This is a genomic window from Achromobacter sp. ES-001, assembly GCF_019448355.1.
In the GTDB taxonomy this organism is placed as follows: domain Bacteria; phylum Pseudomonadota; class Gammaproteobacteria; order Burkholderiales; family Burkholderiaceae_B; genus Achromobacter; species Achromobacter spanius_B.
In genome coordinates, this window is sequence record NZ_CP079940.1 from 1,636,276 (window position 1) to 1,650,101 (window position 13,826).

At 63.0% G+C, this 13,826-nt stretch carries 11 protein-coding genes and 1 other RNA gene; 5 read left to right on the forward strand and 7 right to left on the reverse strand.

Going from position 1 to position 13,826, the window contains the following annotated elements; genetic code table 11:
* Window positions 1–103 precede the first annotated feature (103 nt).
* Both wecB and KYT87_RS07265 read right to left on the reverse strand, forming a co-directional pair.
* The gene (wecB, locus tag KYT87_RS07260) at window positions 104–1,264 is read right to left on the reverse strand and encodes a non-hydrolyzing UDP-N-acetylglucosamine 2-epimerase (RefSeq protein ID WP_304505148.1); all 1,161 of its coding nucleotides are present in this window, start codon (window positions 1,262–1,264) and stop codon (window positions 104–106) included.
* Between the two features lie 196 nt (window positions 1,265–1,460).
* Window positions 1,461–2,369: a LysR family transcriptional regulator gene (locus tag KYT87_RS07265; RefSeq protein WP_219991931.1), complete on the reverse strand. Its 909-nt coding sequence runs from the start codon at window positions 2,367–2,369 to the stop codon at window positions 1,461–1,463.
* Between the two features lie 131 nt (window positions 2,370–2,500).
* Between KYT87_RS07265 and KYT87_RS07270 the strand changes: the two genes are divergently transcribed.
* Window positions 2,501–3,025: a cupin domain-containing protein gene (locus KYT87_RS07270; protein WP_046802716.1), complete on the forward strand. Its 525-nt coding sequence runs from the start codon at window positions 2,501–2,503 to the stop codon at window positions 3,023–3,025.
* Between the two features lie 145 nt (window positions 3,026–3,170).
* Window positions 3,171–3,848 (forward strand): carboxymuconolactone decarboxylase family protein, encoded by a 678-nt coding sequence (locus tag KYT87_RS07275; RefSeq protein ID WP_046802717.1) that lies wholly within the window; start codon window positions 3,171–3,173, stop codon window positions 3,846–3,848.
* A 167-nt stretch (window positions 3,849–4,015) separates the two neighbouring features.
* On the opposite strand, the gene ssrA is transcribed toward KYT87_RS07275, so the two are convergent.
* The 5 genes from ssrA to ompA form a co-directional block, all read right to left on the reverse strand.
* Window positions 4,016–4,405, reverse strand: a transfer-messenger RNA (tmRNA) gene (gene ssrA, locus KYT87_RS07280).
* Window positions 4,406–4,517: 112 nt separating this feature from the next.
* A complete protein-coding gene (locus tag KYT87_RS07285; RefSeq protein ID WP_219991932.1) occupies window positions 4,518–5,696 on the reverse strand; it encodes an MFS transporter in 1,179 nt (392 codons plus the stop codon).
* A 680-nt stretch (window positions 5,697–6,376) separates the two neighbouring features.
* Window positions 6,377–7,051 carry an HAD-IA family hydrolase gene (locus KYT87_RS07290; RefSeq protein WP_046802719.1) on the reverse strand — a complete coding sequence of 225 codons (675 nt, stop codon included), beginning with the start codon at window positions 7,049–7,051 and terminating at the stop codon, window positions 6,377–6,379.
* A complete protein-coding gene (ubiG, locus tag KYT87_RS07295; protein WP_046802720.1) occupies window positions 7,048–7,776 on the reverse strand; it encodes a bifunctional 2-polyprenyl-6-hydroxyphenol methylase/3-demethylubiquinol 3-O-methyltransferase UbiG in 729 nt (242 codons plus the stop codon). Before ubiG ends, KYT87_RS07290 begins: the two co-directional genes overlap by 4 nt.
* 154 nt (window positions 7,777–7,930) lie before the next feature.
* Window positions 7,931–8,512, reverse strand: a complete 582-nt coding sequence (gene ompA, locus KYT87_RS07300) for an outer membrane protein OmpA (protein ID WP_006225153.1) — start codon at window positions 8,510–8,512, stop codon at window positions 7,931–7,933.
* A gap of 413 nt (window positions 8,513–8,925) precedes the next feature.
* Here ompA and gyrA point away from each other — a divergent pair, with 413 nt between their 5' ends.
* From gyrA to pheA, 3 genes are read left to right on the forward strand one after another with little or no spacing between them, the layout of a single operon-like run.
* Window positions 8,926–11,610, forward strand: coding sequence for a DNA gyrase subunit A (gyrA, locus tag KYT87_RS07305; protein ID WP_104143133.1), 2,685 nt, complete (start codon window positions 8,926–8,928; stop codon window positions 11,608–11,610).
* Window positions 11,610–12,740 carry a 3-phosphoserine/phosphohydroxythreonine transaminase gene (gene serC / locus KYT87_RS07310; RefSeq protein ID WP_046802722.1) on the forward strand — a complete coding sequence of 377 codons (1,131 nt, stop codon included), beginning with the start codon at window positions 11,610–11,612 and terminating at the stop codon, window positions 12,738–12,740. The genes gyrA and serC overlap by 1 nt, the downstream gene beginning before the upstream one ends.
* Complete coding sequence (gene pheA, locus KYT87_RS07315) at window positions 12,733–13,818, forward strand: prephenate dehydratase (protein ID WP_046802723.1); 1,086 nt, start codon at window positions 12,733–12,735, stop codon at window positions 13,816–13,818. The genes serC and pheA overlap by 8 nt, the downstream gene beginning before the upstream one ends.
* Window positions 13,819–13,826: the final 8 nt, after the last annotated feature.

The window sequence follows — 13,826 nt, forward strand, 5'->3', positions numbered from 1 at the left end:
CGCGAATAAGGTCGGGCCGATTAAGGCAACGGCTCGGGATGGCTGATCGGGCTTCTGTTCAGGGCTATTGATCGGGGCTATGGATCGGGGCAGGGGCGTTACGTCAGGGCAAGGGCGCGTTGGCGTCCCGGTACGGATCGAACTCGGAAACCTCCCGCCCGCATAGCGCGTCCACGATGCGCTGGCTGGCGCGGCCGTCGCCGTAGGGGTTGATGCGCCGTGAGAACGAGGCGTGCTGGTCGGCGTCGTCCAGCAGCCGGTTGACCTGGGTCACGATCCGCCGCGTGTCGGTGCCCACCAGGGCCACCGTGCCGGCTTCCACGGCCTCGGGGCGCTCGGTCACGTCACGCATCACCAGGACCGGCTTGCCCAGATAGGGCGCCTCTTCCTGCACGCCACCCGAATCCGTCAGGATGAGATGGGCGCGCTGCATGAACCACACGAAATCCAGGTAATCCAGGGGATCGATCAGATGGACATGCGACAGCCCGGCCAGGTCCGTCATGACCACATTGCGCACCTGCGGGTTCAGATGCACCGGGTACACAATCTGCAAATCATTGCGGCGCGCCAGTTCCGCCAGCGCCGCGCAAATGTTCTTGAAGCCGCCGCCGAAACTCTCGCGTCGATGGCCGGTGACCAGCAGCAGGCGCCGCTTGGGGTCCAACCAGTCGTAGCGCGCGTCCAGACCTTGTGCGAGCGGCCCGGCCGGGTCCAGCTTGGCGCAGGTCATCGCCAGGGCGTCGATCACGGTGTTGCCCGTTACGGTGATTTTTCCGGCAAGGTTTTCGCGCATCAGGTTGGCGCGCGATTGCGCCGTGGGGGCAAACAACCAATCGCCCACGGCATCGACGACGCGCCGGTTCATCTCTTCCGGGAACGGCATCGCCAGATTGCCGGTGCGCAAACCGGCTTCGACGTGGCCGATGCGCACGCGCCGGTGGAAAGATGCCAGCGCACACGCCGACGCAGTGCTGGTGTCGCCGTGCACCAGTACGCAGTCGGGCTGCTCCGCGTCCAGTACCCTGTCCACGCTTGCGATCAGCCGCGCATACAGGCCGTTGAGCGTTTGGTTGGGGACCATGACGTCCAGGTCGTGCTGGGCGCGCAGGTCAAACAGCGCCAGGACCTGGTCCAACATCTCGCGGTGCTGGCCGGTCACGCAAACCACGCTCTGTATCTGTGGCTCTTTGCCAAGCGCGGTGACCAGCGGTGCCATCTTGATCGCTTCGGGACGGGTCCCAAAGATGGATAGGACTTTCATCACAAGATGACCCTCCCCAGAGCGTGGTGGCGTCCATTATGTCGTGAAAGTATTCGTAATATGTGACGGATTATGTCTGTAACTGCAATATTCCGAGACGCAGGGGACGACGACCGCGAGGTGTCATGGCCCGTTCTTAAGACGCAAAAAAGCCAACTTTGTGAGCTGGCGAGGAAGGGTTTGCTGCGGGGCGGCGCTACGGCTGCGCGTCGTCGGCCCGGTAACGCAGCGCTTCGATCACGAGCGCCAGCGCAGGCGAGATCTGGCGTCGGCTGGCGTAGTAGAGGTGGTAGCCGGGAAATTGGGGCCACCAATCCTCAAGCACCGGGATCAGGCGGCCGCTGTCGATATGCGGCTTCATCAAGTCAAACGGAACGTACGCCAGGCCCAGACCGTCCAGCGCCGCTTGCAGCATCAGGAAGGTGTTGTTGAACACGGTCTGGCCATCAACGCGGACATTCAAAGCCTGCCCATTCTTTTCAAAATCCCAGGCATACAGGCCGCCATGGGTGGGAAGGCGCAAGTTCACGCAGCGATGCTCGGTCAGCTCATGCGGTGTGGTCGGCAGCGGCTTGCCCGCCAGATACTCCGGAGATCCCGCTACAGCCATGCGCAGTTCGGGCGCGATGCGTACCGCGATCATGTCCTTATCCACCCGGTTGCCCACGCGCACGCCCGCATCAAAACGATGCGCGGCAATATCCGTGAACGCGTAATCCACGCTGAACTCGATCTGGATGTCGGGATATTGCTTCAGCAAGGGCGCCAACCGTGGCCAAAGCACCGTGGCGATGGCGTGGTCGTGCGCCGTGATGCGCACCGTGCCGGCTGGTTTGTCACGCATCGCGCTCAGCGAAGCCAGTTCCTGCTCGATCTCGCCAAGCCTGGGCGCCAGCACGTCCAGCAGCCGCTTGCCGGCCTCGGTGGTGGAAACGCTGCGGGTGGTGCGCGTCAATAGGCGCACGCCCAGGCGCGCTTCCAGGGCAAGCATGGCATGGCTGAGCGCAGAGCGCGACACGCCCAGTTGCGCAGCCGCCCGGGTAAAGCTGCGTTCGCGAGCCACGGCCACGAAAGCTTGCAGGTCGTTCAGGTTTTCTTTCGCCATTGGTGAATTTTGTACACCGGTGTGTGCGTATTTTGCAGTCTTCTCAGCTAATGGTTCGGATCATACAGTGTGAAAAAGCGATCGGCGCAACGGCATTGCGCCGCCTTTCCAACACAGAACAGGACCCATCCATGAACACGCTTTGTAAAACAGCCATCTGTCTGGCGGCGCTGCACACGGGTTCCGCGGGTTCCGCGGGCCCTGCGAGCGGCGCGGGCCCCGCCGAAGCGCTCGAATCCAAGCCGGCCAAAGGCAGCCAACAGCTAACGCGCGCGGGCAGTCAGCCTTCGATGGCCGGACCCGAGGATTACTTCACCGGACCTGTGCGGGTGGATCCGGTCTGGCCGGCCGACGCGCACATCAACGCGTCGGGGGGCTTGGTCACCTTCGAGCCCGGTTCGCGTTCCGCCTGGCATACGCACCCCGCGGGCCAACGCCTGGTCGTGGTGTCGGGCGTGGGCCTCACTCAGGAATGGGGCGGCCCCGTGCAGGAGATACGCCCAGGCGACGTGGTCTGGTGCCCGCCCAATGTCAAGCACTGGCACGGCGCGGCGCCCCACACCGCGATGACCCACCTTGCGGTCACCGGCACGGCTCAAGGCAAGAACGTGACCTGGATGGAAAAAGTCAGCGATGAACAATATAACGCGCGCTAAATCCGCCGCTACGCGGGGTTATGGCCGCGCATTGGCGATGAGCCTGAGCCTGGCTTGCACGGGCGTCCAGGCTGCTCCGCCCACCCCGACCGCGCCGCCCACCCCGACCGCCCGGTCCGCCGCGAATCCACAGGAGTCCCCACCCATGTCCCCCGCACAAACCGCGTCTTCGCTTACCGACCAGACGCTTTCTATCCGTCAACAAGCGATTGTGCCGATTGCGGCTTTTGCAGCCGCCGGCGACCTGGGCAAGCTGAACGCCGCTTTAAATCAAGGCTTGGATGCCGGCATGACGCTTAGCGACGCCAAGGAAGTGCTGGTGCAGCTTTACGCGTACGCCGGATTCCCGCGCAGCCTGAACGCCCTGGGCGAGTTGATGAAAGTGCAACAGGCGCGCAAGCAGCGCGGCATCAACGACGCACCCGGCACCGAACCCAGCCGTCCCATCCCGAAAGGCGACGCCTTGCTTGCGGCGGGCACCGCCAATCAAACCAAGCTGTCGGGCGGGGAGGTGGCGGGGCCGCTGTTCGACTTCGCACCCGTCGCCAACGAATACCTGCGTGCGCATCTGTTCGGCGATATTTTTGAACGCGACAATCTGGATTGGCAAAGCCGGGAGCTCGCCACGGTGGCAATGCTGTCGGCACTGCCGGGCACTGAACCGCAGTTACAGGCGCACATGCGCATCAGCATGAATGTGGGCATTACCGAGGGCCAGCTTCGTCACCTTGGGCAGATTCTGGATGAACGCGCGGATCCCGCGTATGCGCAGCGGGCCCGTGCAGCGCTGGACCGCCATTTAGCGACGAAGGCGGCGGGCTGATCGGCCAAACCGTTTCGGAAATCCCAGAAGAAAAAGCCGCTCGACGATATGTCGAGCGGCTTTTTGCGTCTAGCGGTCAGTGCCGGTCAGTAATGTGCCTTTCGGCAAAAACGTTATTCCTGAAAATCAAAATGTCGAAAATCAGAAAAACCGGCATCAAGGGTATTTGGTGGAGCCGGGGGGAATTGAACCCCCGTCCGCAAGCCCTCTGCAATCAGTTCTACATGCGTAGTCGATTTATTTAGTTTTAACTTTGGACTTAGCCAACCGACAGGCCGGACCAAAGCGATTCACGTAATTTAAATCTGAGCCGTGTGACCCCAGCGCAGACCGATTCCTTGTGAATGTCGCTGCTGCGGTTCGAGGGTTACCCCCCTAGGAAGTTGCCTTCCTCCGCCTGACCCAAGGACAGATCAGTGCAGCGGCTCACCGCTTAAGCGGCGAGAGCGAAACGCTCGTCGTTGGCGTTTGTAGTGTTTCCAGTGGTTTAACGAGCGAACTGGTGCTCGGCATGCCCTGAGTTGTTTCGCGACCCACGTCGAATCCGGATCGGCCCCAAGAACTTTCTATTGTACTGGTAAATGCCATAGCCTGCTGTACTGTCCGCATGCCCGCCAAACAAGGCGTGGCGTGGGGGCGACAGCGGTTTCGGCCCGTGTCTAACTCGGCTTAGACGGCGTTTGCGCACGCAGGTTCCGCGGGCGCGCGGCCGCGTGAAGCCGCCATCAGCGCCAGCGCCAAACCCACGGAAACCGCCACGATCAGCGCGGCCGCCCAGCCCAACGATGCCAGCCCATAGTTATCGATGACATGGCCGCCCACCACGGCGCCCAGCCCGATGCCGATATTGGCGCCCGAAATATTCAGCGACGCGGCAAAGGCCGGCGCCTGCGGAGCCGCCTTCATCAGCCGGACGTGGCACACAATGAACAGCGCCGCCTGGGCGATACCCCAGAGCCCCAGGGCCACCGCCAGCAAACCGTGCGATTGCATCACCGGCGCGACGAACACCAGCCCGGCCGCCATCATGGAAGAAAACAGCGCCGTTGCGGCCAGGGGGCTGCGGTCCACCATGCGGCCGCCCAGCGTGTTGCCGATCAAGCCCACGGCGCCAAACGCCATCATTGTCCAGCCCACGATCTGGCCGTTGAACCCTGCCAGCCGCTCAAGCATATCGGCCAAATAGGTGTAGGCCGTGAACATGCCGGTAAACACCAGCAGCGACAGCACAACATGGCCCAGCACGATCGGGTCGCGCAGGATGCGTAGCTGTGTCACCAGCTTGACGCTGTCGGCGCGGATACGGGTGCTGGGAAAGGTCAGCAGCAGCAGCAGGGCTTTGGCGAACGCCACGCCGGACAGCACCCAGAACGCGGCACGCCAACCGAAAGCGTCCGATATCAGCACGCCGATCGGGATGCCGAACACGGTGGCCGCCACGATGCCGAAGGCGACCAGCGAGATGGCTCGGCCGGCACGCGCGGGGCCCACCAGTTCAACGGCGGTGGCGCTGGCCAGCGACCAGAATACGGGCAAAGCCAAGGCCGGCACGAAGCGGGCCACGGCCATGACCCAGATGTTTGGCGCCATGGCGGCTACGGCGTTTGACACGCCGAACAACGCCAAGACGCCGATAAACAGGCGTTTGCGCTCTACGTTGGCCATCAAGGCCGTCAATAAGGGACCCGTGGCGGCAACCGTGAAAGCAAACAGCGTGACCAGCAGGCCTGCCTGTGAAACGGTCACATTCAGATCGCGGGCCAGGCCGGGCAAGAGGCCGACGATCAGGAATTCGGTGGTCAGGATGGTGAAACCGGCGGCGGAAAGTAGCAGGATGGGCAAAAGCATAGGCATTCCTCTAGCGCGATGCCGACTGGCGGCGCGCGGGGGCAGGGCGTTGTGGTCGAAAAGGTCGGGTATGCGCCGCGGAATTAGCGTGGCGCGCTGCTGGCGGCGCTATGTCCGCCTGCGGAAGGGCGTGTGCGGTAAAGCGTGTGCGGTAAAGCGTGTGCGGTGATGCGTGTGCGGTGAAGGAAGCGGGGCGGATAAAACCGCAGTCCTGCGCCGGCAAAGGCCGAGTCGGTTATCGGGAAGTTCCTGATTGCCGGGGATGGTTCACACTTTAAGGGAGTTCGAAATCGGGATAAAGCAGGCACGCGCGGAAAGATTGTTCGCCCCGATCAACTAATACCAGCGCTAATACCAGCGCTAATACCAGCGCTATTACCAGCGCAGCCCCGGGCCGGACAGGACGCTTGGGATGATCAGCGCGAGCAGGGCGACCGGGAGGCGGCGCGTAAGGGGGATGAATCAGGCAGGCTGAGGGAGAGGCTGAAGGAAGAGGCTGAAGGAAGAGGCCGATGTGGACAGGCCGATGGGGACAGGCCGATGGGGACAGGCCGGCCGAGACAGGCCGATTGGGGGACGCCGATCGGGACAGGCCGATTGGGACAGGCCGATCGGGACAGGCCGATCGAGTGAGGCCGGTCGTGAAAGGCGGCGGACCCTGGGTCCGCCACCAGCCCGCTTCAGCGCACGTCGCTGGGCAGCAACGGTTGGATGGCGGCCCAGAGCTCTTCCGGGGTATTGGCGCAGGTTTCGGCCTGCCAGCTGATGATGTCGTCGTCTTCGCCCACGTACCCGTACGCGGCTGCCACGGCGGGCATGCCCGCGGCGTGCGCTGCCTGAATATCGCGAAGGTCGTCGCCCACGTAGACGCAGCGGTCCGTGGCAAACCCGGCTTCACGAGCCGCATGTTGCAGGGGCAGCGGGTGCGGCTTGGCGTGGGCGGTGGTGTCGCCGCAGACCAGCACGGCGCTGTCGCGGGTCAGATCCAGGAACTCGACGATGGGCAGCGTCAGATACGTCACTTTATTGGTGACGATGCCCCACGACAGGCCGCGTTCGCGAATATTCGCCAGCAATTGCTCGATGCCGGGAAACAGCTTGCTGTGCACCGTGGAGCTGGCTGCGTAGTCTTCCAGGAACTGGAGGCGGGTCGGCTCGTAATCCGGATGGCCGGGCGCCAGGTCCAGCGCCACGCGAAGCAGGCCACGCGCGCCTTGCGACGCTACCGGACGCAAGGCTTCATACGGCATGGGCTCCAGGCCGCGACGCGTGCGCTGCTGGTTGGCGGCGGCGGCCAGGTCGGGGGCGGTGTCGGCCAGGGTGCCGTCGAAATCAAACAGGATCAGGGCGCTCATTTGCGGGTAGCCATCAGGTAGTTGACCGAGGTGTCGGACGACAGCGAGTAGATCTGTGTAATCGGGTTGTATTCCATGCCCCGCATGCTGACCGGCTCAAGCTGGGCGGCGCGGGCGGCGGCGGACAGTTCGCTGGGCTTGATGAACTGGTCGTAGCTGTGCGTGCCGCGCGGCAGCAGTCGCAGAACATATTCGGCGCCAATGATAGCGAAGAGGAAGGCCTTGGCGTTGCGATTCAGTGTCGAAAAGAACACCCAGCCGCCCGGTTTGACCAGCGTTGAGCAGGCGCGCACGATGGACGCCGGGTCCGGCACGTGTTCCAGCATTTCCATGCAGGTGACCACGTCGTACTGGCCGGGCTGTTCGACAGCCAACTCTTCAACCGGCACATTGCGGTATTCCACCTTTACGCCCGATTCCAGTCCGTGCAAGCGAGCCACTTTAAGGGACTTGTCCGCCAGGTCGATACCCGTGACTTCCGCGCCGCCGCGCGCCATGGCTTCAGCCAGGATGCCTCCGCCGCAACCGACGTCCAGCACTTTCTTGCCCGCCAGGTTGCCCGCACATTCCTGAATCCATTCCAGCCGTAGCGGGTTGATGGCATGCAGCGGCTTGAACTCGCTTTCGGGATCCCACCAGCGGCTGGCCAGGGCGCTGAACTTGTCCAGTTCGGCTTGGTCGGCGTTGACGGCAGGGCGGTCGGAGTCGTGAATTTGCGTGGTCATGGGAAGGTCCAGCGAAAGGCGACGCTATATATATAGAGGGGCGGCTGACGCGCAAGGGCGAGGCAAGCCGCAGGCCATGGCACCAAGCTGGTGCATGACGGGCGAAAAAAAGGGCCTCGCTATGCGAGGCCCCTTATTGTAGCTAGTCCGGCAATTACTTGCGGCTACCCACGATTTCGATTTCAACGCGACGGTTTTGGGCGCGGCCCTCTTTCGTCTTGTTGGAAGCGATCGGGTTCGACTCGCCCTTACCTTCCGTGTAGATACGGTTGGGGTCGATACCCTTGCTGACCAGGTAGGTCTTGACCGAAGCGGCGCGGCGCTCGGACAGCTTCTGGTTGTAGGCGTCAGTACCGATCGAATCGGTGTGGCCAACAGCAATGATGGTTTCCAGCTCGATACCGCGAGCTTGCTGGGCGACTTGATCCAGCAGCTGACGACCTTCGGGCTTCAGGGTCGACTTGTCGAAGTCGAAGAACGTGTCAGCATTGAACACGACCTTTGCCGCCATCGGGGCCGGCTTCGCCTTCTGTTGTGCAACCGGGACACCGTCGCAACCGGGGATACCGGTGGCAGGGGTCCAGAAAGCATCGCGCCAGCACAGTTCGTTCGTACCGTTTTTCCAAACGTTACCGAACGGGTTGCGCCAGTTGTCCACGGTTTGCGCGGAAGCTACACCAGAGGCCGTGACGGCGGCGAAGGCGAGCGCCAGAGCGAATTTGGAGGGTTTGTTCATGTTTCTCCTCGTTGAGCTTGAAGCTGGATAAGTGACTCGCAGCGAACCCCCGCCGCATATCAGGAAAACGGGGCCAGTATAGCAACGCCAAGAGCTGGTTCAAAGGATTAGCTACTGGGTTTCCTGCGTGCTGGAAACAATCTTAAGGCATTTGGGCACCTTTGGCTTCCCTGGAGAGGCGCATTAATGCTGGATACGGCGTTTTCGGCGCTCGTTCGGTTTTCCATGTTGGTTTTTGACAACAGGGGCGGAGGGCGTGGCCCGGCGGTCCAAGGACCTGTCCGACCGGCCACCCGGGCCGACGCCTTGCGGCACACCGCAAGCAAGCCGGGCAAACGGGAACGGAATCGAATGATAGAATTTCCTGTTTACCCGGCCCGGGTTCCTCCTTACACGATTCTGTCGTTATATATATGGATTCCTTTGCCAAGGAGACGCTTCCGGTTTCGCTGGAAGAAGAGATGCGCCGCAGTTACCTCGATTACGCAATGAGCGTGATCGTTGGGCGGGCGCTACCGGATGTGCGGGATGGGCTCAAGCCCGTCCACCGGCGCGTGCTCTACGCGATGCATGAGCTGAACAACGATTGGAACCGCGCTTACAAGAAGTCGGCGCGTATCGTCGGGGACGTAATCGGTAAATACCACCCCCACGGTGACCAATCCGTGTACGACACCATCGTCCGCATGGCGCAGGATTTCTCCATGCGCTACATGCTTGTGGACGGCCAAGGTAACTTCGGCTCCATCGACGGCGATAACGCCGCAGCGATGCGGTACACCGAAATCCGCCTGGCGAAGATCGCCCACGAGCTGCTGGCCGACATCGACCAGGAGACGGTGGACTTCGGCCCCAACTATGACGGCAGCGAACAAGAACCGCTGCTGTTGCCTTCGCGCCTGCCCAACCTGCTGGTGAACGGCAGCTCTGGCATTGCCGTGGGCATGGCCACCAATATCCCGCCGCACAACTTGCAGGAAGTGGTCGACGGCTGCCTGTACTGCCTGCGCAATCCGGCCTGCACGGTCGATGAACTCATCGAGATCATCCCGGCGCCGGACTTCCCCACGGGCGGCATCATTTACGGCATGTCTGGCGTGCGCGAGGGTTATCGCACGGGTCGCGGTCGCGTCATCATGCGCGCCAAGACGCACTTCGAAGACATGGAAAAGGGCAACCGCCAAGCCATCGTCATCGACGCCATCCCCTACCAGGTCAACAAGAAGACGCTGCAGGAACGTATCGCCGAACTCGTCAACGACAAGAAGATCGAAGGCATCTCCGATATTCGCGACGAGTCCGACAAGGACGGCATGCGCCTGGTCATCGAGCTCAAGCGCGGTGAAGTGCCCGAGGTTGTGCTGAACAACCTGTACAAGAATACGCAGTTGCAAGACACCTTCGGGATGAACCTGGTGGCACTGGTCGATGGCCAGCCGCGCCTGCTCAACCTGAAGCAGATGATCGACTACTTCCTGCAGCATCGCCGCGAAGTGGTCACGCGCCGCACGGTGTTCCAGTTGCGCAAGGCTCGCGAACGCGGCCACGTGCTGGAAGGCCTGGCCGTTGCGCTGGCAAACATCGACGACTTCATCACGATCATCAAGGCCGCGCCGACGCCTCCCGTCGCGCGCCAGGAATTGATGGCCAAATCGTGGGATTCGTCGCTGGTTCGCGACATGCTCTCGCGCGCCGATGGCGACACGCCGGGAGGCCGCGCGGCCTTCCGTCCGGATGACCTGGGCGACGAGTTCGGTCTTCAAGGCGACGGCCTGTACCGTCTGAGCGACACGCAGGCTCAGGAAATCCTGAACATGCGCCTGCAACGCTTGACCGGGCTTGAGCAGGACAAGATCGTTGGCGAATACAAGGACATCATGTCCACCATCGCCGACCTGCTCGACATCCTGGCACGCCCCGAGCGCATCACGACCATCATCAGCGACGAGCTTCAGGCCATCAAGGCCGAATTCTCGACGAACACGAAGGATTCGCGCCGTTCGGAAATCGAACTGAATGCGACCGAGCTCGACACCGAAGACCTGATCACGCCGACCGACATGGTCGTGACCCTGTCGCACGGTGGCTACATCAAGAGCCAGCCGCTGTCCGAATACCGTTCGCAAAAGCGCGGTGGACGCGGCAAGCAAGCCACGGCGATGAAGGAAAACGACTGGATCGACCAGCTGTTCATCGCGAACACGCACGATTACCTCCTGTGCTTCTCGAACCGTGGCCGTGTGTACTGGCTGAAGGTCTGGGAAGTGCCGCAAGGCACGCGCAACTCGCGCGGCAAGCCGATCGTCAACATGTTCCCGCTGGCTGATGGCGAGAAGGTCACGGTGGTGCTGCCGGTCAAGGAATTCAGCGAAGATCACTACGTCTTCATGGCGACCTCGCGCGGTACGGTCAAGAAGACCCCGCTGTCCGACTTCTCCAACCCGCGCAAGGCCGGCATCATTGCCGTGGACCTTGACGACGGCGACTACCTCATCGGCGCCGACCTCACGGACGGCAAGCACGACGTCATGCTGTTCTCGGATTCGGGCAAGGCCGTGCGCTTTGACGAAAACGACGTCCGTCCGATGGGCCGCAACGCCCGCGGCGTGCGCGGCATGATGCTGGAAGAAACGCAGACCGTCATCGCGCTGCTGGTGGCCGGCGACGAAACGCAGACCGTGTTGACCGCAACCGAAAACGGTTACGGCAAGCGCACCCCGATCGGCGAATACACGCGCCACGGCCGTGGCACCAAGGGCATGATCGCCATTCAGACCACCTCGCGTAACGGCAAGGTGGTGGGCGCGGTGCTGGTCAACCCGACCGACGAAATCATGTTGATCACCACCGGCGGCGTGCTGGTGCGTACCCGTGTCGCGGAAATCCGCGAAATGGGCCGCGCTACGCAGGGCGTCACGCTGATCAACGTTGACGACGGCAGCACGCTGTCCGGCGTGCGTCGTGTTGTGGAAAGCGACGCGGACGACGACGGCGAACTGGACGACGACGTCCAGGCCGAAGACGGTCAGGCGGAAGGCGGCGACGATAGCAACGGCGCAGCGGACTCGACGGATTCGACGGAACCTACGGAGCAATAATGGCCCGCCCCTGGAACTTCTCGGCAGGCCCCTCGGCCTTGCCCGAGGTGGTATTGCAGCAAGCAGCAGCTGAGATGCTGGATTGGCATGGCAGTGGCATGTCGGTGATGGAAATGTCCCATCGCGGCAAGCACTTCGTGCAGATCTGCGACGAAGCCGAATCCGATTTGCGCGATCTGCTGGGCTTGCCCGCTGATTACGCGGTCATGTTCATGCAAGGCGGGGGTTCCGGGGAGAACGCCATCGTCCCCATGAATCTCATGGGGCGCCGCGGCACGCCGGCCGCCGACTTCGTCGTGACGGGCCATTGGTCCAAGCGTTCGTACAAGGAAGCGGCTCGCTACGGCAGCACCCACGTGGCGGCCAGCAGCGAGCAAGCCATCCAGCTGGATGGCCGCGAGCAGGCGCCGTTGACCTGGGTGCCGCCGGTCGACACCTGGAACGTGCGCCAGGAATCGGCCTACCTGCATCTTTGCAGCAACGAAACGATTGGCGGCGTCGAGTTCATGGGCTGGCCCGACACCGCCGCGCTGGGCGCGCCCGATGTGCCGCTGGTGGTGGATGCGTCGTCGCATTTCCTGTCCCGGCCCATGGACATCACGCGCTGCGGCATGGTGTATGCCGGCGCGCAGAAAAACGCAGGCCCGGCAGGCGTGACCATGGTCATCGCCCGCCGCGACCTGATCGGCCACGCCTTGCCCATCTGCCCGTCGGCGTTCGACTACGCCAACGTGGCCGCCGAACATTCGCGCTACAACACGCCGCCTACCTTCGCGATCTATGTCGCCGGCCTGGTGTTCAAGTGGGTCAAGGCCAACGGCGGCGTGGCGGGCATGGAAGCCGCCAACAAGGCCAAGGCCGATCTGCTGTACGGCTACCTGGACAGCAGTGGGTTCTACCGCAATCCCATTCACGCGCCCGTGCGTTCGCGCATGAACGTGCCGTTTGTGCTGCGCGACGAATCGCTCAACGACACCTTCCTGCAAGGCGCCGATGCGGCGGGGCTGACCCAACTGAAGGGTCACAAGAGCGTGGGCGGCATGCGCGCGTCCATCTACAACGCCGTACCTCTTGCGGGGGTTGAAGCGTTGGTCGAGTACCTGAAGGAATTCGAGCGCCGCTATGGATGAAGACCTGCAACGCAAGTTGCGCCCCTTGCGCGAACGCATCGATGCGCTGGACGCGCAGATCCTCGACCTGCTGTCGCAGCGCGCCCGCGCCGCACTGGAAGTCGGCGAAGCCAAGCACGCCGCGCAAGCCGATGGCCCGGTGCTGCGCCCCGAGCGCGAGGCCGAAGTCATCCGCCGCTTGCAGCAGATCAACCCCGGCCCGTTTCCGAATGCGGGCGTGGCGTCGGTCTGGACCGAAATCATCTCGGCCTGCCGAGGCCTGGAACGTGGCATGACAGTTGCCTACCTGGGCCCGCAAGGTTCGTTTTCCGAGCAGGCGGCGCTGGAGCATTTTGGCCACGCCGTTCAGAAGCTGCCTTGCGCGTCGTTTGACGAGGTGTTCCGCGCCGTCGAGGGCGGGCAGGCCGATGTGGGCATGGTGCCGGTGGAAAACTCCACCGAAGGCGCCGTCAACCGCAGCCTGGATCTGCTGCTCAATACGCCGCTGACGATCCTGGGCGAGCGCTCGCTGGTGATCCGCCATTGCCTGATGTCGCAGTCGGGCACCATGGACGGCATCAAGACCATTTCCGCGCATCCGCAAGCGCTGGCGCAGTGCCAGGGTTGGCTGACACGCAACTATCCCGATGTGGAACGGGTTGCCGCGTCCAGCAACTCCGAAGCGGCGCGCGCCTCGGCGGGCGACCCGACCATCGCGGCGATTGCCGGTGAAGTGGCCGCGCCCGCCTGGAATCTTCAAGTCATCGCGGCCGGCATCCAGGACGATCCGCACAACCGCACCCGGTTCTTGGCCATCGGCAATATCCAGCCGCTGGTCAGCGGCAAGGACAAGACCAGCCTGATCCTGGCCGTGCCCAACCGCGCCGGCGCCGTCTACGAAATGCTGGCGCCCCTGGCGGACAACGGCGTGTCGATGACCCGCTTCGAGTCGCGCCCGGCGCGCACCGGCCAGTGGGAATATTATTTTTACGTAGACGTCCTCGGTCATCGTAATGATCCGAACGTTCAGCGCGCGCTTGCCACGTTGCAGGCGCAGGTTGCCTACCTGAAGGTGCTGGGTTCGTACCCGGCGCCGTGAGCCCACAC

What these genes read in the sequence shown, in the direction of transcription:
- wecB (WP_304505148.1), bottom strand. Translation starts at nt 1,264, where the DNA reads ATGAAAGTCCTATCCATCTTTGGGACCCGTCCCGAAGCGATCAAGATG.
- KYT87_RS07265 (WP_219991931.1), bottom strand. Translation starts at nt 2,369, where the DNA reads ATGGCGAAAGAAAACCTGAACGACCTGCAAGCTTTCGTGGCCGTGGCT.
- KYT87_RS07270 (WP_046802716.1), top strand. Translation starts at nt 2,501, where the DNA reads ATGAACACGCTTTGTAAAACAGCCATCTGTCTGGCGGCGCTGCACACG.
- KYT87_RS07275 (WP_046802717.1), top strand. Translation starts at nt 3,171, where the DNA reads ATGTCCCCCGCACAAACCGCGTCTTCGCTTACCGACCAGACGCTTTCT.
- KYT87_RS07285 (WP_219991932.1), bottom strand. Translation starts at nt 5,696, where the DNA reads ATGCTTTTGCCCATCCTGCTACTTTCCGCCGCCGGTTTCACCATCCTG.
- KYT87_RS07290 (WP_046802719.1), bottom strand. Translation starts at nt 7,051, where the DNA reads ATGAGCGCCCTGATCCTGTTTGATTTCGACGGCACCCTGGCCGACACC.
- ubiG (WP_046802720.1), bottom strand. Translation starts at nt 7,776, where the DNA reads ATGACCACGCAAATTCACGACTCCGACCGCCCTGCCGTCAACGCCGAC.
- ompA (WP_006225153.1), bottom strand. Translation starts at nt 8,512, where the DNA reads ATGAACAAACCCTCCAAATTCGCTCTGGCGCTCGCCTTCGCCGCCGTC.
- gyrA (WP_104143133.1), top strand. Translation starts at nt 8,926, where the DNA reads ATGGATTCCTTTGCCAAGGAGACGCTTCCGGTTTCGCTGGAAGAAGAG.
- serC (WP_046802722.1), top strand. Translation starts at nt 11,610, where the DNA reads ATGGCCCGCCCCTGGAACTTCTCGGCAGGCCCCTCGGCCTTGCCCGAG.
- pheA (WP_046802723.1), top strand. Translation starts at nt 12,733, where the DNA reads ATGGATGAAGACCTGCAACGCAAGTTGCGCCCCTTGCGCGAACGCATC.